Origin of the sequence: Pseudomonas sp. ADAK13, from assembly GCF_012935715.1 — a bacterium.
In the GTDB taxonomy this organism is placed as follows: Bacteria; Pseudomonadota; Gammaproteobacteria; order Pseudomonadales; family Pseudomonadaceae; genus Aquipseudomonas.
On sequence record NZ_CP052860.1, the window covers coordinates 1,657,302 to 1,682,718 of the forward strand.

23 protein-coding genes are annotated in these 25,417 nt (G+C 61.6%); 7 read left to right on the forward strand and 16 right to left on the reverse strand.

The window, feature by feature from the left end:
- Nucleotides 1–8: 8 nt before the first annotated feature.
- The 6 genes from hfq to HKK54_RS07920 all read right to left on the reverse strand — a co-directional run bounded on the left by hfq (nucleotide 9) and on the right by HKK54_RS07920 (nucleotide 6,006).
- Nucleotides 9–272, reverse strand: coding sequence for an RNA chaperone Hfq (gene hfq / locus HKK54_RS07895; protein WP_003217515.1), 264 nt, complete (start codon nucleotides 270–272; stop codon nucleotides 9–11).
- 94 nt (nucleotides 273–366) lie between these two features.
- A complete protein-coding gene (miaA, locus tag HKK54_RS07900; RefSeq protein ID WP_169386506.1) occupies nucleotides 367–1,338 on the reverse strand; it encodes a tRNA (adenosine(37)-N6)-dimethylallyltransferase MiaA in 972 nt (323 codons plus the stop codon).
- Nucleotides 1,338–3,236, reverse strand: coding sequence for a DNA mismatch repair endonuclease MutL (mutL, locus tag HKK54_RS07905; protein WP_169389259.1), 1,899 nt, complete (start codon nucleotides 3,234–3,236; stop codon nucleotides 1,338–1,340). The genes miaA and mutL overlap by 1 nt, the downstream gene beginning before the upstream one ends.
- Before the next feature lie 14 nt (nucleotides 3,237–3,250).
- A complete protein-coding gene (locus HKK54_RS07910; RefSeq protein ID WP_201126014.1) occupies nucleotides 3,251–4,684 on the reverse strand; it encodes an N-acetylmuramoyl-L-alanine amidase in 1,434 nt (477 codons plus the stop codon).
- Nucleotides 4,685–4,687: 3 nt separating this feature from the next.
- Nucleotides 4,688–5,158: a tRNA (adenosine(37)-N6)-threonylcarbamoyltransferase complex ATPase subunit type 1 TsaE gene (gene tsaE / locus HKK54_RS07915; protein WP_010173790.1), complete on the reverse strand. Its 471-nt coding sequence runs from the start codon at nucleotides 5,156–5,158 to the stop codon at nucleotides 4,688–4,690.
- Nucleotides 5,146–6,006, reverse strand: coding sequence for an NAD(P)H-hydrate dehydratase (locus tag HKK54_RS07920; RefSeq protein ID WP_169386507.1), 861 nt, complete (start codon nucleotides 6,004–6,006; stop codon nucleotides 5,146–5,148). Before HKK54_RS07920 ends, tsaE begins: the two co-directional genes overlap by 13 nt.
- A gap of 62 nt (nucleotides 6,007–6,068) precedes the next feature.
- On the opposite strand from HKK54_RS07920, the gene queG reads away from it, so the two are divergent.
- Complete coding sequence (queG, locus tag HKK54_RS07925; RefSeq protein WP_169386508.1) at nucleotides 6,069–7,151, forward strand: tRNA epoxyqueuosine(34) reductase QueG; 1,083 nt, start codon at nucleotides 6,069–6,071, stop codon at nucleotides 7,149–7,151.
- Here queG and HKK54_RS07930 read toward each other — a convergent pair.
- A complete protein-coding gene (locus HKK54_RS07930) occupies nucleotides 7,130–7,747 on the reverse strand; it encodes a trimeric intracellular cation channel family protein (protein ID WP_176159752.1) in 618 nt (205 codons plus the stop codon). The two genes, queG and HKK54_RS07930, sit on opposite strands and share 22 nt — an antisense overlap.
- A gap of 218 nt (nucleotides 7,748–7,965) precedes the next feature.
- Nucleotides 7,966–8,508: an oligoribonuclease gene (orn, locus tag HKK54_RS07935; RefSeq protein WP_003217529.1), complete on the reverse strand. Its 543-nt coding sequence runs from the start codon at nucleotides 8,506–8,508 to the stop codon at nucleotides 7,966–7,968.
- Between the two features lie 106 nt (nucleotides 8,509–8,614).
- On the opposite strand from orn, the gene rsgA reads away from it, so the two are divergent.
- Nucleotides 8,615–9,646: a small ribosomal subunit biogenesis GTPase RsgA gene (gene rsgA, locus HKK54_RS07940; RefSeq protein ID WP_010173781.1), complete on the forward strand. Its 1,032-nt coding sequence runs from the start codon at nucleotides 8,615–8,617 to the stop codon at nucleotides 9,644–9,646.
- A 300-nt stretch (nucleotides 9,647–9,946) separates the two neighbouring features.
- The gene (locus tag HKK54_RS07945) at nucleotides 9,947–10,342 is read left to right on the forward strand and encodes a type II toxin-antitoxin system PemK/MazF family toxin (protein ID WP_169386509.1); all 396 of its coding nucleotides are present in this window, start codon (nucleotides 9,947–9,949) and stop codon (nucleotides 10,340–10,342) included.
- A gap of 77 nt (nucleotides 10,343–10,419) precedes the next feature.
- Here HKK54_RS07945 and motB read toward each other — a convergent pair whose 3' ends face one another.
- Together motB and motA are read right to left on the reverse strand one after the other, a co-directional pair.
- On the reverse strand, nucleotides 10,420–11,442 hold the full coding sequence (gene motB / locus HKK54_RS07950; protein WP_010173776.1) for a flagellar motor protein MotB: 1,023 nt from the start codon (nucleotides 11,440–11,442) through the stop codon (nucleotides 10,420–10,422).
- A 3-nt stretch (nucleotides 11,443–11,445) separates the two neighbouring features.
- A complete protein-coding gene (motA, locus tag HKK54_RS07955) occupies nucleotides 11,446–12,297 on the reverse strand; it encodes a flagellar motor stator protein MotA (protein ID WP_003217532.1) in 852 nt (283 codons plus the stop codon).
- Between the two features lie 166 nt (nucleotides 12,298–12,463).
- On the opposite strand from motA, the gene HKK54_RS07960 reads away from it, so the two are divergent.
- The 3 genes from HKK54_RS07960 to asd are packed head-to-tail and all read left to right on the forward strand — an operon-like array spanning nucleotide 12,464 to nucleotide 15,750.
- Complete coding sequence (locus tag HKK54_RS07960) at nucleotides 12,464–13,999, forward strand: HDOD domain-containing protein (RefSeq protein WP_169386510.1); 1,536 nt, start codon at nucleotides 12,464–12,466, stop codon at nucleotides 13,997–13,999.
- 58 nt (nucleotides 14,000–14,057) lie between these two features.
- The gene (locus HKK54_RS07965) at nucleotides 14,058–14,873 is read left to right on the forward strand and encodes a rhodanese-like domain-containing protein (protein ID WP_169386511.1); all 816 of its coding nucleotides are present in this window, start codon (nucleotides 14,058–14,060) and stop codon (nucleotides 14,871–14,873) included.
- A gap of 16 nt (nucleotides 14,874–14,889) precedes the next feature.
- A complete protein-coding gene (gene asd, locus HKK54_RS07970; RefSeq protein ID WP_010173770.1) occupies nucleotides 14,890–15,750 on the forward strand; it encodes an archaetidylserine decarboxylase in 861 nt (286 codons plus the stop codon).
- An 86-nt stretch (nucleotides 15,751–15,836) separates the two neighbouring features.
- Here asd and serB read toward each other — a convergent pair whose 3' ends face one another.
- The gene (gene serB / locus HKK54_RS07975; protein ID WP_003217536.1) at nucleotides 15,837–17,051 is read right to left on the reverse strand and encodes a phosphoserine phosphatase SerB; all 1,215 of its coding nucleotides are present in this window, start codon (nucleotides 17,049–17,051) and stop codon (nucleotides 15,837–15,839) included.
- Between the two features lie 134 nt (nucleotides 17,052–17,185).
- On the opposite strand from serB, the gene HKK54_RS07980 reads away from it, so the two are divergent.
- Nucleotides 17,186–18,721, forward strand: a complete 1,536-nt coding sequence (locus HKK54_RS07980; protein WP_010173767.1) for an AhpA/YtjB family protein — start codon at nucleotides 17,186–17,188, stop codon at nucleotides 18,719–18,721.
- A 107-nt stretch (nucleotides 18,722–18,828) separates the two neighbouring features.
- Here the strand turns inward: HKK54_RS07980 and HKK54_RS07985 are convergent, their stop codons facing one another.
- The 5 genes from HKK54_RS07985 to parE all read right to left on the reverse strand — a co-directional run bounded on the left by HKK54_RS07985 (nucleotide 18,829) and on the right by parE (nucleotide 25,406).
- Nucleotides 18,829–19,536, reverse strand: a complete 708-nt coding sequence (locus HKK54_RS07985) for a PqiC family protein (protein WP_029616037.1) — start codon at nucleotides 19,534–19,536, stop codon at nucleotides 18,829–18,831.
- Nucleotides 19,537–19,713: 177 nt separating this feature from the next.
- Entirely contained in the window at nucleotides 19,714–21,978 is a 2,265-nt protein-coding gene (gene parC, locus HKK54_RS07990; RefSeq protein ID WP_169386512.1) for a DNA topoisomerase IV subunit A, read from the reverse strand.
- 10 nt (nucleotides 21,979–21,988) lie between these two features.
- Complete coding sequence (locus HKK54_RS07995) at nucleotides 21,989–22,510, reverse strand: retropepsin-like aspartic protease family protein (protein WP_169386513.1); 522 nt, start codon at nucleotides 22,508–22,510, stop codon at nucleotides 21,989–21,991.
- The gene (locus HKK54_RS08000) at nucleotides 22,507–23,502 is read right to left on the reverse strand and encodes an esterase-like activity of phytase family protein (RefSeq protein WP_169386514.1); all 996 of its coding nucleotides are present in this window, start codon (nucleotides 23,500–23,502) and stop codon (nucleotides 22,507–22,509) included. The genes HKK54_RS07995 and HKK54_RS08000 overlap by 4 nt, the downstream gene beginning before the upstream one ends.
- The gene (parE, locus tag HKK54_RS08005; protein WP_003209518.1) at nucleotides 23,502–25,406 is read right to left on the reverse strand and encodes a DNA topoisomerase IV subunit B; all 1,905 of its coding nucleotides are present in this window, start codon (nucleotides 25,404–25,406) and stop codon (nucleotides 23,502–23,504) included. The genes HKK54_RS08000 and parE overlap by 1 nt, the downstream gene beginning before the upstream one ends.
- Nucleotides 25,407–25,417 lie beyond the last annotated feature (11 nt).

Consider the following 25,417-nt stretch of genomic DNA (forward strand, 5'->3'; position numbering starts at 1 on the left):
GACTCCTATCAGGCGTTACCCGGTGCAGGCTCGGCGTCACCCTGTTCTTCGGTTGCGCTAGGCAGACGAATTGGACGAACCGGCACTACGGTCGAGATAGCATGCTTGTAAACCATTTGGCTTACGGTGTTTTTCAGCAGGATCACGAACTGGTCGAACGACTCGATCGTACCTTGCAGTTTGATACCGTTGACCAGATAGATGGAAACCCCAACTTTCTCTTTACGTAAAGTATTCAAGTAAGGGTCTTGTAGCGAATGCCCTTTTGACATGTGCCGCACTCCTTTAAGGATCAATAATAAAAAATCGGAAAATAGATAGCTTATGGCCGTCACACCCCCAAGGATAGACGGCAATTGCAAGGACTCAGCTCAATATGGAGACCGTTCCCAAGTATTTCAAGGCGCGTGACAGATTGTCGCTGTCCAAGCTGTCCAGCCAGTGCAAATCGCTCCAGCTGCGCAGCCATGTGAACTGGCGCTTCGCCAATTGGCGCGTGGCAATGATGCCGCGCTCCTGCATTTCGGCTGACGTCAGCTTGCCATCCAGATGATCCCAGACTTGGCGGTAGCCTACAGCACGTATCGAAGGCAGCCCGGGATGCAGGTCACCTCTTGAACGCAGTGCTACGACCTCGTCCACAAACCCCTGTTCCAACATAATTGTGAATCTTTGTGCAATTCGTTCATGCAGCACCTGACGATCCGCCGGAGCGATGGCCAGATTCGCCACAGTATAGGGCAATTGTGACTGTCCCGAAGCGCCTGCTTCAGTACTTTGCGCAGTTTGTTTCAGCCTGTGTTCAGTCATGGTCTGGCCGCTGACCCGCCAGACTTCCAGGGCCCGTGTCAGGCGCTGGGGGTCATTGGGGTGAATCCGCGCGGCGGAAACTGGATCCACAACTGCCAGCTGGTCGTGCAACGCTTGCCAGCCAAGGCGTGCAGCCTCTTCTTCAAGTTCGGCGCGCACTTGCGGGTCAGCCGGCGGCATGTCGGCCAAGCCTTCCTGCAACGCCTTGTAGTAGAGCATCGTGCCGCCCACCAGCAGCGGAATCTTGCCCCGCGCGGTGATATCGGCCATGGCCGCCAGGGCATCGGTGCGAAAATCCGCCGCCGAATAGCTCTCGCTGGGATCGATAATGTCGATCAACCGGTGCGGATACTGGGCCAACAGCTCTTTTGAAGGTTTGGCAGTGCCGATGTCCATGTCCCGGTAAACCAGTGCAGAGTCGACACTGATCAGCTCGCACGGCAAGACCTTGGTCAGCTCGATGGCCAGGTCGGTCTTGCCGGCGGCCGTCGGGCCCATCAGGAAAATGGCGGGGGGCAAGGCACTCATCAACGGCCGCGCAAGAACAGTTTGTCCAGGTCGTCCAGGCCCATTTGGGTCCAGGTCGGTCGGCCATGGTTGCACTGGCCGCTGCGTTCGGTGTTTTCCATGTCCCGCAGCAGGCCATTCATTTCCGGCAGGGCCAGGCGGCGGTTGGCACGGATGGCGCCGTGGCAGGCCATAGTGCCGAGCAGTTCGTTGATGTGCGCCTGGATGCGATCGCTGGTGCCATATTCCATCAGGTCCGCCAGCACATCGGCCACCAGCCGGTTGGCCTCGGCCTGCTTGAGCAAGGCGGGAATCTGCCGGATAGCCAGGGTTTCCGGGCCCAGGCGTTGCAGCTCAAAGCCCAGCTTCTGGAACACGCTGACGTGCTCTTCGGCGCAATCGGCCTCGCGCTGGCTGACCGCCAGGGACTCCGGCACCAGCAGCGGCTGGCCGCTCAAGCCTTCACTGGCCATGGCGATCTTCAGGCGCTCGTACATGATCCGCTCGTGAGCGGCATGCATGTCCACCAGCACCAGGCCATGGGCATTTTCAGCAAGGATGTAGATACCCTTGAGCTGGGCCAATGCGTAACCCAACGGCGGCACATCGCCCTGGCCTTCCGGCAAGGCCACAGCACTCGACTCGGCACCGGGCAGCGGCGCAAAAAACTCGCGATAGGCTGCCTGCGCCTCGGCCACCGGCACCGCCGACTGCGGGCGCGGTGTGTATTGGTACTGATAACCGGCGCCAGCCCCTGAGCCAGGTGCGGTATAGCTGGGCTGGGCTTGCGGCGATTGCAGCAGGTTGGCTGCCAGGCTCATTTCGCCCTGAGGCCCGAACTCACCGGCTTCCGGACCCGTAGGCCGGACAATCGCCGTGACAATCGGCGCCGACAGCTGATCATCCGGGCGCACATCGCCCAAGGCGCGGTGCAAGGTGCCGTAGAGGAAGTCGTGAACCATGCGCCCGTCACGGAAGCGCACTTCGTGCTTGGTCGGGTGCACGTTGACGTCGACCACCGATGGGTCGACTTCAAAAAACAGCACAAATGTCGGGTGTCGCCCGTTGAACAGCACGTCGCGATACGCCTGGCGCACCGCGTGGGCCACCAGCTTGTCGCGCACCGCACGGCCATTCACAAAGAAATACTGCAAGTCAGCCTGGCTGCGGGAGAAAGTCGGCAACCCCACCCAACCCCACAGGCGCAAGCCATTGCGCTCAATCTCGATCGGCAGTGCCTGCTCCAGGAACCCGCCGCCGCAGATGGCCGAGACCCGCCGCGCACGGGCCGCATCATCATGGGCCTCGTGCAGGCTGAGGATGGTCTTGCCGTTGTGACGCAGATGAAAAGCCACATCAAAGCGGGCCAGCGCCAGGCGCTTGATGACTTCTTGCAGGTGATCGAATTCGGTTTTTTCGGCCTTGAGGAATTTACGCCGTGCCGGGGTGTTGAAGAACAGGTCGCGCACTTCCACCGAAGTGCCTACCGGGTGCGCAGCCGGCTGGACCCGGGGCGCCATGTCGCGACCTTCGGTTTCCACCTGCCAGGCCTGATCGGCGTCGCGGGTGCGAGACGTCAGGGTCAGGCGGGCCACGGAGCTGATGGACGCCAGGGCCTCACCGCGAAACCCGAGGCTCATCACCCGCTCCAGGTCTTCCAGGTCGCGAATCTTGCTGGTGGCGTGACGGGCCAGGGCCAGCGGCAGATCGTCGGAGGAGATCCCGCTGCCGTCGTCACGTACCCGCAGCAGCTTGACGCCGCCCTGCTCCACGTCGACATCGATGCGCTTGGCGCCGGAGTCGATGCTGTTTTCCAGCAACTCCTTGATCACCGAAGCCGGCCGCTCGACCACCTCGCCCGCCGCAATCTGGTTCGCCAGGCGCGGGCTTAGCAGTTCAATGCGCGAGGTGTTGCTCAAGACTGTTTCGCTCATTATTGCGCCGCCAGTTCAGTGCCAGGGATGGTCAACACCTGGCCGACCTTCAGTTCATCGGTCTTCAGGTTGTTGGCACTGCGCAAGGTCGCCGCAGACACCTGGAAGCGCACCGCCAGCATCGCCAGGGTGTCGCCGGGCTGGACACGATGGTCACGCGGGCCCTGGGCGATCTTGCCGGAGTCACGCAGCCAGGCGATATAAGTGCCCGGCGGCGGGTTCTGCTGGAAGAACTGGCGAACACCGGCGCTGATGGACCGCGCCAGCGCCTGCTGGTGGCTGGCGGAGGCCAGTTTCGAGGCTTCATTGGAGTTGGAGATAAACCCGGTTTCCACCAGGATCGACGGAATATCCGGCGACTTGAGCACCATAAACCCGGCCTGCTCCACCCGCTGTTTGTGCAGCGAGGTGACACGGCCAATGTTGCTCAGGACTTTCTGCCCGACGTTCAGGCTGGAGGTCAGCGAGGCAGTCATCGACAGGTCGAGCAATACGCCAGCGAGCATCTTGTCCTTGTCATCAAGGGACACGTTGCCGGCCCCGCCGATCAAGTCGGAACGGTTTTCACTGTCCGCCAGCCAACGGGCGGTCTCGGACGTAGCGCCGCGGTCAGACAGGGCAAACACCGAGGCACCAAACGCAGCCGCCGAAGGCGCGGCGTCGGCGTGGATCGAGACGAACAGGTCGGCGCCCTTCTTGCGGGCGATTTCGGTACGGCCACGCAGCGGGATGAAGTAGTCACCGGTACGGGTCAACTCCGCGCGATAGCCTTTCATGCCATTGATCTGGCGCTGCAGTTCGCGGGCGATGGCCAGTACCACGTCTTTTTCATGCTGGCCGCGCGAACCGGAGGCGCCCGGGTCTTCCCCGCCGTGACCGGCATCGATGACCACGATGATGTCGCGTTTGCCCGCCGGTGCAGGTGGTGGCGGCGGCAATTTGACCTGGGGTTGCGACTGGGTGACCGGCACCGCCGGTATCGTCGCGACGCTCGGGGTTGGCGCAGGCGGCGGCGCAGCATCGGCGGCGTTGTCGAACAGGTCGACCACCAGCCGGTTGCCATATTGCGCGTTAGGCGCCAGTACAAAACTTTTCGGGGTCACGGCCTTTTTCAGGTCGATGACCACCCGCAGGTCGGTCGGCGTACGTTGAGCCGAGCGCATCGCGGTAATCGGGGTATTGGCCATGGCGACTTTCAACGGCGCGGCGAGGGTCGCACCGTTGATATCAATCACCAGGCGATCGGGCGCCGTGAGGGTGAAGACGCTGTGCTGAACCGGGCCAGACAGGTCGAATACCAGTCGCGTGTTATCCGGTGCCCGCCACAGGCGAACACTTTTCACCTGTGAGGCCGCCAGTGCATTGAAAGTCATTGCCGCAAGCAACACCCCTACGACAGTAACCAACGCGCGAAAGCGCATACCTAACCCCATCAATTATTTGAATTCCAATGCCAAAGCGGCGCACCACGACTCGCCGCGCGCGCTCTGGGACAACAACTTCAGCTGACGTCCTTGCTTATGCGGGGTAATGGTAATGGTCAGGTCCGGCTTTGGCAAAAAGCCTGTGCCTTTATCTGGCCACTCGATCAGGCACAACGCGTCTTCATCGAAGTAATCGCGGATGCCCATGTATTCCAACTCTTCCGGGTCCACCAGCCGATACAGATCGAAATGGAAGGCCCGCACCGAGCCAATCTCGTAGGGCTCCACCAGGGTAAACGTAGGACTCTTCACAGCACCTTCATGCCCCAACCCGCGAATGATGCCCCGGGACAAGGTGGTTTTTCCGGCGCCCAAATCACCCTCCAGAAAGATCAGGCCCGAGCCTTGCGTCGCCTTGGCAATACGATTGCCAAGCGCGACCATGGCGTCTTCATCGGCCAGGAAAAGAATTACTTCAGACACGGTGATTGCTCCTCCAGCAACTGACGAATGGCGGGAATCAGGTCGCTGGCGGCCAGCCCGCGACCGAAGGTGCCCTGCCGGTCGCCGGCAGTGGCATGTAACCAGACGGCCAGGCAGGCGGCGTCGAATGCCGGCATGCCTTGGGCCAGTAAAGCACCGACCAGGCCAGCCAACACGTCACCCAGGCCGGCTGTCGCCATCGCCGGGTGGCCCTGATCACAGCGGGCAACGTGACCGTCCGGGCGGGCGATCAAACTGCCGGCGCCCTTGAGGATCGCTACCGCATTGAATTTCTGGCTCAACGCGCGGGCCACGTTAAGGCGATCGGCCTGAACCTCGGCTGTCGAAATCCCCATCAAACGAGCCGCTTCGCCAGGATGCGGGGTGATCACGCAATTGTCGGGCAGGCTGACCTTGCCCGCGGCCAGCAGGTTCAAGGCATCGGCGTCCCAGACTTGCGGCTGCGTGGCATTGGCCGCCACCGACAACAGGCTTTTGCCCCAGGAAGCCTCGCCCAGGCCCGGGCCGATGACGATCACGGAAATCTTCTCCAGCAGGCCTATCAATTGATTGGCCGAGTGCACGCCTACCGTCATCACCTCCGGCAACCGGGCCAGCGCCGCCGCTACGTGCTCGCTGCGGGTCGCGAGGGAAACCATGCCGGCACCGCTGCGCAGGGCGCTTTCGGCGCTGAGCAAGGCCGCGCCGCCAAAACCCCGGTCGCCACCGATCAGCAATACATGGCCGAACTGGCCTTTATGGGCGTCCGGGGAACGCGCAGCGAGTTGCGGCAATTGGCCGGGCAACAGGTGCTGAACGTCGGGTATTTCGTGTTTTGTCTGCGGCATGCGTCTTCAAGCTCCGATGTCTGGCAGAATTATACGCATCTAACCTGCGGTTTCTCTTGTTCATGCCTGCTATTACCTACGACCTGCCCGCCCTCGCCCAATCGATCAAAGACTGGGGCCGCGAGCTGGGCTTTCAACAAGTGGGCATCAGCGGCCTCGACCTCGCCGAGCATGAACAGCACCTGCAACGCTGGCTCGACGCCGGCTACCACGGCGAAATGGACTACATGGGCGCCCACGGCAGCAAGCGCTCACACCCGGAAGAGCTGGTGCCCGGCACCTTGCGCGTGGTGTCCCTGCGCATGGATTACCTGCCCGGCGACACACAAATGGCCCAACTGCTGGCCAAACCCGAAAAAGCCTACATCTCCCGTTATGCCCTGGGCCGCGACTACCACAAGCTGATCCGCAAACGCGTGCAGCAACTGGCCGACCGGATTCAGGCGCAGATCGGCCCGTTCGGCTTTCGTGCCTTTGTCGACAGCGCCCCAGTGCTGGAAAAAGCCATCGCCGAAAAAGCCGGGCTGGGCTGGATCGGCAAGAACACCCTGGTGCTCAATCGCAAGGCGGGCAGCTACTTTTTCCTCAGCGAGCTTTTTGTCGACCTGCCGCTGCCGGTCGACCCACCCCACGCCACCGAACACTGTGGCCGCTGCACCGCCTGCCTGGACATCTGTCCTACCAACGCTTTCGTCGGGCCTTACGTACTGGACGCCCGGCGCTGCATTTCCTACCTGACCATCGAACTGAAAAGCGCGATCCCGGAGGAGCTGCGTCCATTGATCGGTAACCGGGTATTCGGCTGCGATGACTGTCAGATCGTTTGCCCGTGGAATCGTTTCGCCCGGCCTACCACCGAAAGCGATTTCAAGCCCCGGCACAATCTGGATAACGCCGAGTTGGCCGAATTATTCATGTGGGACGAGGACAAGTTCCTCAGCAGCACCGAAGGCTCGCCGCTACGTCGCGCGGGCTATGAGCGCTGGCTGCGCAACCTGGCCGTGGGCCTGGGCAACGCGCCGTCGAGCATTCCGGTGCTGGAAGCGTTGAAGGCGCGCCGGGAGTATCCGTCGGAGCTGGTGCGCGAACACGTGGAGTGGGCTCTGAACCAGCACGCTGAGCGTCAGTGCACGTCGTCGTTGTAGACGAACTTGGGCATTTCCCAGTGAAAGCGGATCGCCAACAGGCGCAGTAGAAAGCCGCTGAACAGTGTCAGCAGGATGGATTGCTCGCTGGGCAGTTCAAGGTAGAGGCACAGCATGTAGAACCAGGCGGCGAGGAACGACACGCTGGCGTACAGCTCGCGGCGGAAGATCAGCGGGATATCGTTGCAGAAGATGTCTCGCAGGATGCCGCCGAACACCCCGGTGATCACACCACTGACCGACGCCACCAGCATGCCGTGGCCCATTTCCAGGGCGGTCATGCAGCCGATCAAGGTAAAGGCCACCAGGCCCACGGCGTCCAGCGCGAGGAACAGCGAGCGCAGGTGGCGCATCAATGGCGCGATGAAGATCGTCACCAGGGCCGCGATGGAGGTTAGCACCAGGTATTCCGGGTGCTTGACCCAGGTCAGCGGGTAGTGGCCGAGCAACACGTCACGCACCGAACCGCCGCCCAGCGCCGTCACGCAGGCGATCAGCACCACACCAAACCAATCCATCCCGCGCCGCCCGGCGGACAAGGCGCCAGTCATGGCTTCGGCGGTGATGGCGATGAGGTAGAGCATCAACAGCATGATGGCGATCCTTGCAAAGTTGTGGCGAGGGGGCTTGTCTGTGGTGAGGGGGCTTGTCCCCCGTTGGGCTGCGAAGCAGCCCCTTTTAAGGCGACGGAGTTTTTCAGGTAGACCGGGATGTCAGATTTCAGGGCCGCTTCGCAGCCCAACGGGGGACAAGCCCCCTCGCCACAGACAAGCCCCCTCGCCACACAAGCCCGCTCAGATAAGGCATTACCGTTTTAGAACTTAATGAAATGCTTGCGGTAATGCTGCAGCTCGGCGATCGATTCGCGAATATCGTCCAGCGCCAGGTGGGTGCTGCCCTTGTGGAAGCTGTCTTTGACTTCCGGCGCCCAGCGTGCGGCCAGCTCTTTCAAGGTCGACACATCCAGGTTGCGGTAGTGGAAGTAGCTTTCCAGCGCCTTCATGTGGGTATAAAGAAAGCGGCGGTCCTGGCAAATGCTGTTGCCGCAGATCGGCGACTTGCCCTTGGGCACCCACTTTTCCAGGAAGGCGATGGTTTCAGCTTCAGCCTCGGCCATGCTCACGCGGCTGTCACGCACGCGCTGGGTCAGGCCCGAGTTGCCGTGGGTGCGGGTGTTCCACTCGTCCATGGTGGCCAGCACCGCGTCGCTGTGGTGAATGGCGATTACCGGACCTTCGGCCAAGGTGTTGAGGTTGCTGTCGGTGACAATGGTGGCCATCTCGATGATGACGTCGGTGTCAGGGTTCAGACCGGTCATTTCCAGATCGATCCAAATCAGGTTCTGTGGGTTTTGCATGTCGTGGTTCCTTGGCACCTTGGCGTAGCTGCGCAGTTTAGCAGGCAGGGCGTGCTAGACTCGCGACCGTTTTACCTAACCTTTGCATTATCGACACGGAACACCAATGGCCAAACGCCAGCTCAACCGTCGCCAAAACTGGCGCATCGAAAAGATTCAGGGTGAACGCGCTGCCCGCGCCGCCAAACGTGAATCCTCCGCCGTGGAAGCGCTTGAGGGCGGCGACCTGGGCCCCGAGCAAACCGGCCTGGTGATCGCGCACTTCGGTGTGCAGGTCGAGGTCGAGGCCACAGAAGGCGACTCCGCAGGCCAGGTGTTCCGTTGCCACTTGCGCGCCAACCTGCCTGCGCTGGTCACCGGCGACCAGGTGGTGTGGCGTGCCGGCAACCAGGGCATCGGCGTCATCGTCGCCCAGTTGCCGCGCACCACCGAACTGCGGCGGCCCGACAGCCGTGGCCAGCTCAAGCCGGTGGCGGCCAACGTCGACATGATCGTCATCGTCTTCGCGCCGTTGCCCGAGCCCCATGCCAACCTGATCGACCGCTACCTGGTAGCGGCCGAGCACGCCGGCATTCGCCCGCTGTTGCTGCTGAACAAATTCGACCTGATCGACGAGCAGAACGCTCCGGCGCTCAACGCGCTGCTGGCGGTGTACCGCACCCTCGGCTATCCGGTGCTGGAAGTCTCGGCACATCACGGCAATGGCATGGAGCAGTTGCAGACCGAGCTCGACGGACGCATCAGCGTGTTCGTCGGCCAGTCGGGCGTGGGCAAGTCGTCCCTGGTCAACAGCCTGTTGCCGGAAGTCGAAACCCGTGTGGGGCCATTGTCGGAGCTGTCCGGCCAGGGCACCCACACCACCACCACCGCCCGGTTGTTCCACTTCCCGGGCGGCGGTGAACTGATCGACTCCCCCGGGATTCGTGAATTCGGCCTGGGCCACGTGAGCCGCGCCGATGTTGAAGCGGGCTTTATCGAGTTCAACGACTTGATCGGCACCTGCCGCTTCCGCGACTGCAAACATGACCGCGAGCCGGGTTGCGCCCTGCTCAAGGCCCTGGAAGACGGCCGCGTGCAGCAGCAGCGGATGAACAGCTATCGCTCGATCATCGCCAGCTTGCCCGAGACCAGTTACTAAGCAGCGAATCGGTGCCGTGCCATGCCTTGAAACACATAAGGCAGGGCACGGAACCCACGACCCCATTGATTAAATCGGGTCAGCCATCAAGAATCCGCTGCAACTGGGCGGCCCATGATGCAAGCCAGCTTGAATTCGATTTTCCCTATGCTCATAATCGCTCCGTCACCAGCGCAAGCTGGCAGGAGTCTGGATCCTTTTCGGGGTTGATCCAGCGGCGCAGAAGGGGCGAAGCAAGCTCCACTGCGTGTCGAATGAAGCCGCCTTCGGGCGGCTTTGCTTTTTCCGGGGAATCGACGATTGCCTCTCTACTACCATCCCAAACAAGGCGATGTACTTCTATGCGACTTCACGCGGGGCTTTGTGGCACCTGAAATGTTGAAGATCCGCAAAGTCGTCGTCATATCACCTACTGCCACACACAATCGAAAACTGTGCACAGTGGTCCCGATCTCCTCCACCGCCCCTGATATTCAGCACGATTGGCACCATTTATTGCGGACCAACCCACTGCACACCGATGGCTATAAAGCGCTATGGGTGAAATGCGACATGATCTACACCGTCAGTTTCGAGCGACTGGATAAACTGCACAGGAAGACCAGGAGCACAGGGCGAGAGTATTTCGTGCCGCGCCTGGGCACAGAGGATATGCGGGGCGTGATTGATGGCGTGAAAGCCTATCTCCCCCTCTGATACATCGATCAAAAAAAATGCCCCGAGAGTTCGGGGCATTTTTTAATCGTCCAAGCAACGGCTTGAGTCTGCCTGACTTACGAGCCAGTCGCGGGCTGAGTCGGGTCCTTCACCCCGCCATCGTCAAACAAGTTCAGCTTCTGCCGTAGCTCGTGAGCCGGCAACGGCTCCTGCCCCGGCGGCAGTGCATTCGGGTCCGCCGGCACTTCACCCGGCGCGCCCTCACCCTGGGTTGGTACCGGTGGCGTTGCGGGCGGGTCACCTTCAATCGCACGCTGGGCCTTTTTGGTCAGCACGACAATATCGATACGCCGGTTGATCGGGTTGAACGGGTCCTTGGGATCAAATAGCTGCGAAGAAGCAAACCCCACCACCCGCGCCACTTGCGGGTCCGGGTAGCTGCCGGCGACCAATGCACGACGCGCGGCATTGGCCCGGTTGGCCGAGAGTTCCCAGTTGCCGAAATCGCCCTGGCCCGCATACGGCTTGGCGTCGGTGTGGCCGCTGATGCTGATCTTGTTCGGCACCGCCTTGATGGTGTCGGCCATGGCCAGCAGGATGTCTTCAAAGTATGGCTTCAACCGCGCACTGCCCGAGTCGAACATCGGCCGGTTGGCGGCGTCCGTGATCTGAATGCGCAAGCCATCCGGGGTGATCTCGAAGGAAATCTGATCCTTGAACTTCAGCAGTTGCGGGTTTTCCTCAACCTTGGTTTGCAGTTCCTGCAGCAACAGCTCCAGGCGCTCCTGCTCGACCTGCTCAGCCATGGCCTCGACGGTATCGCGCTCGATCGGAATTTTTTCCTGGGGCGAGTCGGTCTTGATTTCCGGGTTGATGGTGCGCTCTGGCGCCAGTTGCGGCGAACCACCGAGGTCGATCACAAAAGGCGTACCGCTCTCGGAAAACCCGATGGGGTCCTTGAAGTAACCGGCAATGGCGATCTTCTGTTCCGGCGTAGCGGTGGACATCAGCCACAGCACCAGGAAGAACGCCATCATCGCCGTCGCAAAGTCGGCGAAGGCGATTTTCCAGGCGCCGCCATGGTGCCCCGCAGCGAAGCGCTTGACGCGCTTGATGATGATCGGCTGGTTGTTTTCCATGGCTTAGCGACCGCGAACCGCTTGTTCCAGCTCAGCGAAGCTTGGACGGTGCTTCGGATACAGAACCTTGCGCCCGAACTCCACCGCCAGCGACGGCGGCATACCGGAAGCCGAAGCCACCAGGCACGCCTTGATGGCTTCGTACAAATTCACTTCTTCCTTGGCGTCGTGGGCCAGGGAGGTGGCCAGCGGACCAAAGAAACCGTAGGCCGCGAGAATACCGAAGAAGGTACCTACCAGTGCCGCACCTACGTGCATGCCGATGGCTTTTTGGTCGCCTTCACCGAGGGAAGCCATGGTGACCACGATCCCGAGAACCGCAGCCACAATACCGAAACCGGGCATGCCGTCGGCGATGCCGGTCACGGCGTGAGAAGGGTGTTCCAGCTCTTCCTTGAGGCTGAACAGTTCCATGTCGAACAGGCCTTCCAGCTCATGGGGTGCCATGTTGCCGGACGACATGATGCGCAGGTAATCGCAGATGTAGGCGGTCATGCGTTCGTCTTTGAGCACCGCCGGGTACTTGGCGAAAATCGGGCTCGCCGCGGCGTCCTCGATATCACCTTCAATGGCCATCATGCCTTCGCGGCGGCTCTTGTTGAGGATCTCGTAGATCAGCCCCAGCACTTCCAGATAGAAGGTGTGGGAGAAGCGCGAGCTGAACATGCCCAGCGACTTCTTGATCACGTGCATGGTCATGTAGCCAGGGTTGGCTTGCAGGAATGCGCCGAACGCCGCACCGCCGATAATCAGCACTTCGAAGGGCTGGATCAGCGCTGCAATCTTGCCGTGGGACAAGACGTATCCGCCGAGCACGCTCGCGATGACGACGATGATGCCGATAATTTTAGCCATAGGGGATGGGTACTTGCGCCGTCGGGTTCAGGGTCATATTCGCAAGAGTTGAAAACTCTTGTTCTACTTATCGGCAAATCTGCGCCAGACTATAGCCCGTTATGGCGAAAAACCAGTTCGGCCCGTCCCGGGCGTGTTGACCGCAAGTGATGATCGCGCCCCAATCATGGCAAATGAAACGACAGTCCCAACTCAAAAACCGACCACACTGGCCGCCTGGATAAAGCGTCTGGACGACGTGCTATTGCCCGTTCCACAGGCGAGCCACGACCGGGTCTGCAAGGCCATCAGCGACAACCGCAGTTCGTTGCGGGATATTGCAGAGTTGATGCAGAACAGCCCGGCGTTGGTGCTCAGCGTGATGCGCGAGGCCAACGACCAGGCCCACGGCAGCCTCGCAGAGCCCGCAGAAAACCTCGAAGTGGCGATCAATCGCCTCGGCCTCAAGCGTACCGAGGAATTACTGGCGCGCCTGCCTTCAGTGCCACTGAATGAAATCCCCGTGGCCCTGCGCCAATTGCAGATGATCAGCCAGCACGCGTCGCAACAGGCCAGCGGGCTGTTCGCCAGCCGCCTGGCGCGGCTGTGGCAGGACATTCACTGGGGCAGCCTGCTGTTCCTCTCGCCGCTGTGGCCGATGGCGATTGCCTATCCCAAGCTGCTGGAAGAATGGGAACTGCGGGTGATTCACAAGGGCGAATCAGCGCATACGGTCGAGCAGGAAGTGTTCGGTGTGCGCCTGCTGGACCTGTGCCTGGGATTGACCGAGGCCTGGCGCCTGCCGATCTGGGTATCCCAGGGTTATACCTTGCTGCTGACAGAGCAGCGTTTGCTGGTCAAGGCACTGCGCATTGCCCGTGAAGACGAGCCCTTGCGCCAACAGCAATTGCTGGATGCCGACCCGAACCTGCGCCGCTGGCTGAACCAGCCGGCCAATACCGTGTTGCTGGCCAACGGCCTGGCACTGGCGGCGCAGGAGTCCTGGACCTGCCCCCACACCCAGCGCTGGCAGTACCTGACAGCGCTTTACCTGCAACAACCGCTGGCCGAGGTGCAACAACAGTCTCACCAACACGCGGCGATCAGCGCCCGCAATACCCTGATGCGTGACCTGTGGCACCCGGCGCTGTCGCTGATCTGGCCCTGGGACGTACAACGGGTGCATCACGGCTTGCTGCCGGCACCACCGCCCACCGCCGAAGCCCTGGCGATCTGGCGCAAGCGCTGCACCGAATTGCTGGTGGAGCCCAGCCGCTTTGCCAACGCCATGCACCTGACCACCTGCGCCAAGGAGGCCCTGGTGGCCTGCGGCATGCAGCGGGTGATGTTACTGATGGCGGACAAAACCCTGAGCACCTTGCGCGTGCATCAAGCTGACGGCCTGCCCAAGGACGCCGACCACCTGAGCCTCGACGCCACGCAAAGTACGCTGCTGCAACGCCTGCTGACCAAGTCTGCCCAGGTGCGCCTCACGCCCGACAACCACGCCCAGTTCTCGGCATTGCTGCCACCGGAACTGCGTCGCCTGTTCAAGGGCGAACACCTGCTTCTGCGCTCCCTGAGCTGCAATGGCCGGGTGGTGATGCTGATGGTGGCGGATCAGGGCGGCGGGCCGTTCTCGGAAACCACCGTGCAGGCCTTCGGCAAAACCGCTCAATGCATCGAAAAAGCCCTGCACAGCTTTACCAACCGCAGCGCCTGATGCTTGCGCTACAATCGCCCTCCTTTAGCGCCCAACTTTTATGCCCAGGAGACCTCACATGCCTGACTTCTCTGGCTTGCCGCTGGTCATCGAGGCCAGTGACCTGCTCGGTCGCCTCGATGCCGAACATCTGATTCTGGTGGACCTCACCAGCGCCGCGCGTTACGCCGAAGGGCATATCCCCGGTGCACGTTTCGTCGACCCCAAGCGCACCCAACTGGGGCAGGCGCCGGCACCGGGCCTGCTGCCGAACAAAGCCGATCTTGAAAAGCTGTTCGGCGAACTGGGCCACACCCCGGATGCCACCTACGTGGTGTACGACGACGAAGGCGGTGGCTGGGCCGGTCGATTCATCTGGATGCTTGATGTGATCGGCCACAAGAAATACCACTACCTCGACGGCGGCCTGCTGGCGTGGCTGGAAGAACAACACCCGGTGTCCACCGAGGTCCCGGCCAGCGCCGGCGGCCCGGTCAGCCTGACGCTGCATGAAGAACCCACCGCGACCCGCGAGTACCTGCAAAGCCGCCTCGGCGCTGCCGACCTGGGTATCTGGGACGCCCGCGGCCCGCTGGAGTACTCCGGGGAGAAAGTCCTCGCGGCCAAGGGTGGACACATCCCCGGCGCGGTGAACTTCGAATGGACTGCCGGCATGGACAAGGCACGCCAACTGCGTATTCGCCGCGACATGCCGAAGATCCTCGAAGACCTGGGGCTGACCCGCGACAAAGAAATCATCACCCACTGCCAGACTCACCACCGTTCTGGCTTCACCTACCTGGTGGCCAAGGCGCTCGGTTATCCGCGAGTCAAAGGTTATGCCGGTTCCTGGGGCGAATGGGGCAACCACCCCGACACCCCCGTCGAGATTTAAGGTTTAAGGACAGTTAATGAAAAAGCAGTTGTTCATCCTCAGCCAGTACTTGCTGCCCCACCACCTGCTGTCGCGGTTGGCCGGCTGCATTGCCGAATGCCGCGTGCGCTGGTTCAAGAACGCCTTCACCACCTGGTTCGCCAAGCGTTATCAAGTGGACATGTCCCAGGCCCTGGTTGAAGACGTGACGGCTTACGAGCACTTCAACGCCTTCTTCACCCGTGCCCTGAAAGACGGTGCCCGACCGCTGGACCAGACCCCGGGTGCAGTGTTGAGCCCGGCCGATGGCGCCGTCAGCCAATTGGGCCCGATTGAGCACGGCCGGGTGTTCCAGGCCAAGGGTCACAGCTTCAGCGTACTGGAATTGCTCGGCGGTGATTCGGCGGTGGCTGCGCCGTTCATGGGCGGTGATTTCGCCACCATCTACCTGTCGCCAAAGGACTACCACCGGGTGCACATGCCACTGGCCGGTACCCTGCGGGAAATGGTCTACATTCCGGGCCGCATTTTCTCGGTGAACCAGACCACAGCCGAAAACGTGCCGGAGCTGTTTGCACGTAACGAACGTGTTGCCTGCATTTTCGACACCGAACGCGGTCCGATGGCCGTGGTATTGGTGGGCGCGATGATCGTGGCGTCGATCGAGACCGTATGGGCTGGCCTGGTAACGCCGCCGAAGCGCGAGCTGAAAACCTTCCGCTACGACGAAGCCGCCCGTGGTCCGATCCACCTGGAAAAAGGCGCGGAGCTGGGGCGCTTCAAGCTGGGTTCGACGGCGATCGTGCTGTTTGGGCCGGACCAGGTGAAATGGTCGGAAGAACTGCTGGCGGGCACGCCGGTGCAGATGGGCCAGGGTATGGGTTTACCGAAAGCCTGACGACGACCTCTGTAGGAACCGGCTTGCCGGCGATGCGACCTTGAGGACGCCATCGCCGGCAAGCCGGCTCCTACAAAGTGTGTGTACTAGAGCTGACCGTCGCGGTCGCGGAAGCCCAACAGGTACAACACCCCATCCAGCCCCAGGGTCGAAATCGCCTGCTTGGCCGATTGCTTGACCAGAGGCTTGGCGCGAAACGCCACACCCAACCCGGCAATCGCCAGCATCGGCAAATCATTCGCCCCGTCGCCGACCGCAATGGTCTGCTCCAGACGCAACCCTTCCTTGTGTGCCAATTCCCGCAACAAATCAGCCTTACGCTGAGCGTCGACAATCGGCTCCACGGCCACGCCCGTCACCTTGCCGTCCACCACTTCCAGCTCATTGGCGAACACATAGTCGATACCCAGCTTGGCCTGCAATTGCTTGGCGAAGTAGGTGAAGCCACCCGACAGAATCGCGGTTTTGTAGCCCAGGCGCTTGAGTTCGGCGAACAGGGTTTCGGCGCCTTCGGTCAGGCGCAACGAGGCGCCGATGGAGTCCAGCACGCTCACATCCAGGCCTTTGAGCAAGGCCAGGCGCTCCTTGAAGCTCGCACGGAAATCCAGCTCGCCCGCCATGGCCCGCTCGGTGATTTCCGAGACTTGCTCACCTACGCCGGCAGCCTTGGCCAATTCGTCGATGACTTCGGCCTCGATCAGCGTCGAGTCCATGTCGAACACCGCCAAGCGGCGATTACGGCGGAACAGCGAATCTTCCTGGAAGGCGATATCGACGTTCAGCTCCTGGGCAACGCTCAGGAATTCGGCGCGCAACGCCTGGGGATCTGCCGGCTCACCGCGCACGGAGAACTCGATGCAGCCCTTGCCCTTGTCCGCCGGGGTGTCCAGCGGCATACGACCCGACAGACGGTCAATATGGTCGATATTCAAACCGTACTGGGCGGTAATCGAACTGACACGCTGCAATTGTTCCGCCGTCACCTTGCGGGTCAACAACGTCACAATGTGGCGTTTTTTGCCCTGGCCGGCGACCCAGCTCTGGTAATCCTCTTCGGACACCGGTGTGAAACGCACCTGCTGATCCAGCTTATACGCCGTAAACAGGATGTCCTTGAGCACGGACGAGGCTTGCTCGGTGCTTGGAATTTCCACCAGGATGCCGAACGACAGCGTGTCGTGAATCACCGCCTGGCCGATGTCGAGAATGTTCACACCACCCTGGGCCAGAACACCGGTAATGGCTGCGGTAAGGCCCGGACGGTCCTCACCGGTGATGTTAATCAGGACAATTTCGCGCAAAGCGCACCCCCGAGCTGGAAAAAAACCGCATTCTACCCACTTTCAGTGACCATCGGGCACAGCCAGCGCTTTGCCGGTCTTGGGCCTGTCGCTATACTGCGCGTCAACTTCACGGACTAAAGAGCCGAGCTTAAGTGAACCGGCCCACGCCAGTAAAAACCGATAACTTCTTCCTGCTGATCTTCCGGGCACTGCGCCACCGCCGTGTACCGATCGCATTACGCATCGCCAGCCATAACGTGATCCTGGTCGCTCTGGCCCTGGTCATCTATGCCTGCGTGATGGGTTTGCAGTTCAAACAGGCCATGCACGAGCAAGCCGACGCCCTGGGCGAGAGCCTGACCACCCAGACCGCCACCTCGGCGACTGAGTTGTTGGTGTCCAACGACATCCTCAGCCTAAACGTGCTGCTCAACAACCTGACCAAGAACCCGCTGGTGGCCCACGCCGCTATCTATAGCGTGGACAACCGGATCATGGCCGAAGCCGGGCAACGCCCGAAAAACGGCCTGCTGGGTGAAGCCGAGGGTCTGTACCAGAGCAATATCACGTTCCAGGACGTGAAAGCCGGCCAACTGCGCATCAGCCTGGACATGCAACAGTTCCAGCAGCCGATGACCATCAGCCTGCAAAGCATGGGCATCCTGAGTGCGATCCTGCTGGCGCTGTCGCTGGCCTTGAGCCTGCGCCTGGGTCGGCATATCTCCACGCCACTGATGCAACTGCGCATCTGGCTGCGGGATATCGACGAACACACCCCGGCCACCGACCGCCAGGATGAGATCGGCGACCTCGCCCGCCAGTTGCACACCAGCTTCGCTCCGGAGCCCGTGGTGCCCGAGGTTGAACCCGAGCCCGAGTTCGACGACACCGAGTACGAAGACGACGAACCCGAGTTCGAAGTGCGCAACCTGCGCGACCCGAGCTTCGATGAGTCTGCGCCGGTGGCAGGTCTCAAGCCGGCCACCCGGCAGGTGATCAAGGCAGAAGAAGACGAACTGGACGAAGAAGACCCGTTCGCCGACCTTCGCGACAACTCCGCGCCAACTGCTACCGCTGCGCCGCAGCCGGCTCCAGTGCGAAATACCCAGCCCCAGCACAGCGCCGTATTGGCTGTGCAGCTGGGCGCACAGGATCAGTTGCGCCGCTTGCCGCGCGCACGCCTGACCGAGTTGCTGGAACGTTATCGTGATTGCCTGGACCAGGCGGCCTCGCTGTATCAGAGCGAACTGCACACCCTGAACGATGGCAGCACGTTGATGCTGTTCCACAGCGAAGACAGCGGCGAAGACTACCTGACCAACGCCATCTGCTGCGGTGAGTTGCTGCGGGCCCTGGGCCATGCGCTGCAAATCGAAGTGGCTGACAGTGGCATCACGCTGCAACTGCAACTGGGCCTGACGGTGGGCGACGATCTGTATGGCATGAGCCAGATTGATCTGCTACTGACCGAGATTGCCCAAGACGCCTTGGCCTTGTCGCAACACAGCCGCAACCTGCTGCTGGTGGAACGCAAGATCAGTGACGACGTGTTGATTCGCCAACGTGCGCGGATCCGCCCGATTGCCAGCCCTGAAGGTGCGTGCTGTGTAGAGCGGTTGATGGAGCCTTACCCGTCGATGCTGGAGCGCCAACTGGCGCGAATGCATGAGACGCGGGCAAAGAACTAAAGAACAACGCTGCCCCGCTCCCACATTTGATCTAGGCAACGACTCAAATCCCGCACAAACAAAAGGCCCGCTCATCAGCGGGCCTTTTTTGTGGGGCTGTATTCAGGTCAGAACCTGAACACTTCCATGTCGGTACGAATCGGCACGGCCATCGGCATCTTCGGCTTCTCCGGTGCGGCCGGCTTGGCAGCGGCCGGAGCCTGTTTACGTGGAGCCTCAGCAACCGCCGGCTGATTGGCCAATGGCTTGAGGGCCACGGACAACTGCTGTGCCAGGTTCTGCAACAGCACGCCCTGGGCCTGAACCTGGGACGCCGTGGTACCGGAGTGTTGTTCCTGCAAATGCACGATGCGGTTATCCCGCACCTGGCCGCGACGGTCGATCAGGCGCCACTGGGCATCCAGGATCGCCGGCTGGGAAACACCGGAGTCCAGCCGCGTGATGGTCAGCAACACCTGTACGTCCGGGGTGAACCCCGTCGGTGCCGGCGCCAGTACCACCCGCTGGCTGTCCAGATGGCCCGCCACCTGGCGCAACATCAACTGATTGATGTCGGACGACAGGCTACCGGCCCAGCGACCATCGGTGGAACCTTGCAGGCTTCCATCGTTCTGACGTTGCAACAGGGTCTCGCGTTGCAGGTAGTCGGCCACCACCACCGGGCCAAGCAATACGGCCATGCCGGCACTTTGTGCAGGCTGAGCCGGACTTCCACTGTCCAGCTGATACAGCGACACAGGTTGATGTGTGCTGCAACCCGCCAGGCCCAAAAGGCCAGCGAGCAACAAAAATAAAGGAAGGCGCGGAGCAGTCATCATCCCATCCAGGTGGCTGCCACAAGGCGAACCACAATGTAATACTCAAAAATAACCTGTACGCGCTCAGCCACGCCGGCGCTGGAAAGGCCATATCATCCGTGAATATGCGCCGTGACTCCAGCGCGAAAGCGTCGATCTACGGGTTAAATCGTAGATCGGGCGCTCTATATCGCGTTAAACGGGCGTTTCCACCAGTAATGCGTCCACTCGCTGGAAGCCGCGCGGCAGTTTGTTGCCGCGACGACCCCGCTCACCCTTGTAGTGCTCGAGGTCGTCAGGGCGCAGCGACAACGTGCGCTTGCCGGCCTGCAGCACCAGGGTCGAGCCTTCCGGGATCACTGCGATGTCGGTCACGTACTCTTCGCGACTGGCCACCCGCTCCCCGGGAATACCAATAATCTTGTTGCCCTTGCCTTTGCCCAACTGAGGCAAGTCACTGATCTTGAACACCAACAGGCGACCTTCAGTGGTCACCGATGCAAGCCAATTGCCTTCACGGTCTTCCACCGTACGCGGCAGGATCACCTTGGCGTTGTTCGGCAGGCTCAGCAACGCCTTGCCCGCCTTGTTCTTGGCCTGCAGGTCTTCACCCTTGACCACGAACCCGTAGCCGGCATCGGAGGCGATGACGTACAGCGAATCATCGTCCGGCAGCAGCACGCATTCAAAATTCGCCCCCGGTGGCGGTGTCAGGCGCCCGGTCAACGGCTCGCCCTGCCCCCGTGCCGACGGCAAGGTGTGCGCCGGTACCGAATAGCTGCGACCGGTGGAGTCGATAAACACCGCAAACTGGTTGGAGCGCCCGGCCGCGGAGGTTTTGAAACCATCGCCGGCCTTGTACGACAAGCCAGTGGCGTCAATATCATGCCCCTTGGCTGAGCGAACCCAACCCTTTTCCGACAGAACGACGGTAATTTTCTCGTTGGGCAGCAGCTCGGTTTCGGTCAGGGCCTTGGCTTCGGCGCGCTCGACAATCGGCGAACGGCGGTCGTCGCCATAGGTTTCGGCGTCCTTGATCAGCTCGGTGCGCACCAGCTTCTTCAGCTTGGCCTCGCTGCCCAGCAGGGCCTGGAGCTTGGCTTGCTCTTTCAGCAGCGCGTCCTGTTCGTCGCGCAGCTTCATTTCTTCCAGTCGCGCCAACTGACGCAGACGGGTGTCGAGGATGTAGTCAGCCTGGATTTCGCTGAGCTCAAAGCGCGCGATCAGCTCGGCCTTCGGGTGCTCGGCGGTACGGATGATATGGATCACTTCATCCAGGTTGAGGTAGGCAATCAGCAAACCGTCCAACAGGTGCAGGCGGCGCTCGACCTTGTCCAGGCGGAATTGCAGGCGGCGACGCACGGTCTGTACCCGGAACTCCAGCCATTCCACCAGCAATGCCCGCAGGTTCTTCAACTGTGGCTTGCCGTCCAGGCCAATGATGTTGATGTTGACCCGATAGCTGGATTCCAGCTCGGTGCTGGCGAACAAATGCTGCATCAGCACTTCATGGTCGACCCGGCTGTTGGTCGGAATGATCACGATCCGGCACGGGTTCTCGTGGTCGGACTCGTCACGCAGGTCGGCCACTTGCGGCAGCTTCGACGGCTTGGCCTGCATCAGCGCGGCAATCTGCTCCAGCACCTTGGCACCGGACACCTGGTGCGGCAGCGCGGTGACGATGATGTCGCCGTCTTCGATGTGATACACGGCGCGCATGCGCACCGAGCCTTTACCGGTCTGGTAGATTTTCAGCAGGTCGGCACGAGGCGTGATGATTTCCGCCTCGGTCGGGTAATCCGGGCCCTGGATATGCTCGCACAGTTGCTCGACCGTCGCCTTCGGCTCGTCCAGCAAACGTACGCACGCAGTGGCCACTTCCCGCAGGTTGTGGGGTGGTACGTCAGTGGCCATGCCCACGGCGATGCCGGTGGTGCCATTGAGCAGGATGTTCGGCAAACGTGCTGGCAACACCAGCGGTTCGTCGAGGGTGCCGTCGAAGTTCGGCCCCCAGTTGGCCGTGCCCTGGCCCAGCTCACTGAGCAGCACTTCCGAATACCGCGACAGGCGCGCTTCGGTGTAACGCATGGCGGCGAAGGACTTGGGATCATCCGGCGCACCCCAGTTACCCTGGCCGTCCACCAGCGTGTAGCGGTAGCTGAACGGCTGGGCCATCAGCACCATGGCTTCGTAGCACGCCGAGTCGCCGTGGGGGTGGAACTTGCCGAGCACGTCACCGACGGTACGTGCCGACTTCTTGTGCTTGGAGTCAGCGTCCAGGCCCAACTCACTCATCGCATAGATAATGCGCCGCTGTACGGGCTTCAGGCCGTCGCCGATATGCGGCAAGGCACGGTCCATGATCACGTACATGGAGTAGTTGAGGTAGGCATTTTCGGTGAAGTCAGCCAGCGACCGGCGTTCAACGCCGTCTAAGCTGTCTGCAAGGATGTCACTCATGCGGGCCTCATCATTGTTTGGTCTGGCGCAGCAGCAAGGTGCCGCTGCGCTGGGTAAATTCAAGTTGTTTCAATGCACTCATGCCCAGCAATACCTGGTCATCGCCCAGCCCCGGCACCACCAGGGCACGCACGTCCTGCAGGACGATATCGCCCAGTTGCAGGCGGCCCAGTTCGGTCCGAAAGCCCTGGGTGCGCCCGTTGGCCGTACTCACGCCAACCGGCATGCCGCGTTTAAGCCCGAGGCGGTCAGCCAATTCGGCCGGAACCGCCACGTCGGTGGCCCCGGTGTCGAGCATGAACTCCACCGGCTGACCGTTGATCTGGCCAGTGGCTACAAAATGCCCTTGGCCGTTGCCCAGCAGTTTTACTTCGATATAACCCTCGTGTTGCTCCGAGGTCACCACGGCATTGGGGTTTTCCTGATGCTGTTCCCACTGCCCAAAAAACCGTGTCGCCAAAAACAATCCGGCGCCCCAGGCCACGAACATCAACACACGCCCGGCGCGCTTGCCGGGTGCCTGGCTGCTCATGGCTTGGCACTCCAGCCGCCCGCGGGGGCGGCGAAACGATAGACTATCGGCCGTTTTTCGCCATCGGCGCGGGCGCCGAAGTTATTGTCCAGGCCGATCCACGCGCCATCGGCTTCCACCACCAACGCTTCGGCCAGGCCGTAGGGCTGGTTGTATTGGCGTTGCGGCGCCAGCATTTCATCGGCGTAGGACCAGCATTGTTCGACCTTCGCCGTCACGGGGTCACGACGGCACAACTGAAACTGGCTGCTTTCGAGGGTAAACAGCTTGCCCTCGAACAGCGCGACGTCAGAGAAATTGCGCGAAACCGCCTTGGCCTTGGGCATCTGGGCCGGCTGCATCTCGGTGCCCGCCTCGCTCAACAACACACAAGGACCGTCGCAATCCCAGAGGGTTTGCGGGCGCTTGATGGAAATCAACCCACGCCGCTCGCGCTCGGCGGCCAGCCAGATCTGATTGCCCTCGGGGTTCACCGCCAAGCCTTCAAACAACGCATTGAAATGCAGCAGCAGGCCACTGGCCCGGGCTTCACGAACCATGCCCGGGGCGATCTTCAACCACTCGGGCTCACCGGTCACCGGCACCTGCAGCACCGCCGCGTGGGCTTCGCTGACGATGTAGCGGTTGCCCGCCGCGTCGCAGCTGATGCCTTCAAAATCCAGGTCACCACCCCGAATCAACGAAGCCGCCTTGGTGCGCGAACGCAAACCAAAGGGCAACCCGGACTCCGGCACCGGCGGCACATTGATCTTCACCGTTTCGGCCTGCCAGGTATCGGCACTGATATCGAGCCGGTAGATCTGGTCGTCGTCGCGGTCGGAAACCGTCCACAACTCCTTGCCACACAGGGCCAGGCCCGACAGGTTGCCGCCACGCATGCCGTCAACCGGGTGTTCGGAGATCAATTTGAGTTCAGCAGCGGGCGCCGCGACCACCGAGGTGGCCGCCAACCCGCTCAACAACAGAATCGCCAGGGCGAAACCGCTGCGCATCAGCCCAGAACCTCGGCCAGGTTGCCCTTGGACTCCAGCCAGTTCTTGCGGTCCGGCGCACGCTTCTTCGCCAGCAACATGTCCATCATTTCCGACGTGGCGGCGAAATCTTCCAGGGTCAACTGCACCAGGCGCCGGGTGTTCGGGTCCATGGTGGTTTCCCGCAGCTGCGGCGGATTCATCTCACCCAGGCCTTTGAATCGGGTGACTTGAGGCTTGCCGCGTTTCTTCTCGGCCACCAGGCGGTCGAGAATGCCATCGCGCTCGGCTTCGTCCAGGGCGTAGAAAATCTCTTTGCCGAGGTCGATACGGTACAGCGGCGGCATGGCGACGTAGACGTGACCGGCATCCACCAACGGGCGGAAGTGCTGGACGAACAGTGCGCAGAGCAAGGTCGCAATGTGCAAGCCGTCGGAGTCGGCGTCGGCGAGGATGCAGATCTTGCCGTAGCGCAGCTGGCTCATGTCGGCCGCGCCTGGGTCGACACCGATGGCCACGGCAATGTTGTGCACTTCCTGGCTCGCCAGCACTTCGCTGCCGTCGACTTCCCAGGTGTTGAGGATCTTGCCGCGCAGCGGCAGGATCGCCTGGAACTCCTTGTCCCGCGCTTGCTTGGCAGAACCGCCGGCGGAATCACCTTCCACCAGGAACAGCTCGGAACGCATCGGGTCTTGCCCGGCGCAGTCCGCCAGCTTGCCCGGCAGCGCCGGGCCCTGGGTGATGCGCTTGCGCTCGACTTTCTTGCTGGCCTTCAGGCGGCGGCCGGCGTTGTTGATTGCCAGCTCTGCCAGGGCCAGGCCCAATTCAGGGTGCTCGTTGAGCCACAGGCTGAAGGCATCCTTGACCACACCGGAGACAAACGCAGCGGCCTCGCGGGACGACAGGCGCTCCTTGGTCTGGCCGGAGAATTGCGGCTCCTGCATCTTCATCGACAGGACGAAAGCAATGCGTTCCCAGACGTCTTCCGGCGCCAGCTTCACGCCGCGCGGCAGCAGGCTGCGGTATTCGCAGAACTCGCGCATGGCATCCAGCAAGCCCTGGCGCAAACCGTTGACGTGGGTGCCGCCCTGGGCGGTCGGGATCAGGTTGACGTAGCTTTCCTGAACGCTGTCGCCGCCTTCCGGCAACCACAGCAAGGCCCAGTCCACGGCTTCTTTATTACCGGCCAGGCTGCCGCAGAAAGGCTCGTTGGGCAGGCGCTCGAATTCGCTGACGGAGTCTTCCAGGTAGGAGCGCAGGCCGTCTTCGTAGTGCCATTCGACCTTCTCGCCGGTGCCTTTGTCTTCAAAACTGACCAGCAGGCCCGGGCACAGCACAGCCTTGGCCTTGAGCACGTGCTTGAGGCGGCTGATGGAGAATTTGGGTGAATCGAAATATTTCGGGTCCGGCGCGAAATACACGCTGGTACCCGTGTTGCGCTTGCCGACGGTGCCGATCACTTCAAGATCGGTGGCCTTGTAGCCATCGGCGAAGGTCATCTGGTACTCGTTGCCGTCACGCTTGACCTTGACCCGCACGTGGTTCGACAAGGCGTTGACCACGGAAATACCCACACCGTGCAAGCCACCGGAGAACTGGTAGTTCTTGTTGGAGAACTTGCCGCCGGCGTGCAGCTTGGTGAGGATCAGCTCGACGCCCGACACACCCTCTTCCGGGTGAATGTCCACCGGCATGCCACGACCGTCGTCGGACACTTCCAGGGAATGGTCGGCGTGAAGGATGACTTGTACCGACTTGGCGTGCCCGGCCAAGGCTTCGTCGACGCTGTTGTCGATGACTTCCTGGGCAAGGTGGTTCGGCCGACTGGTGTCGGTGTACATGCCGGGGCGTTTGCGCACCGGGTCGAGGCCCGAGAGGACTTCGATGGCGTCGGCGTTATAAGAGCTAGCGCTGGGAGTGGCCATGGGGTCTCGTC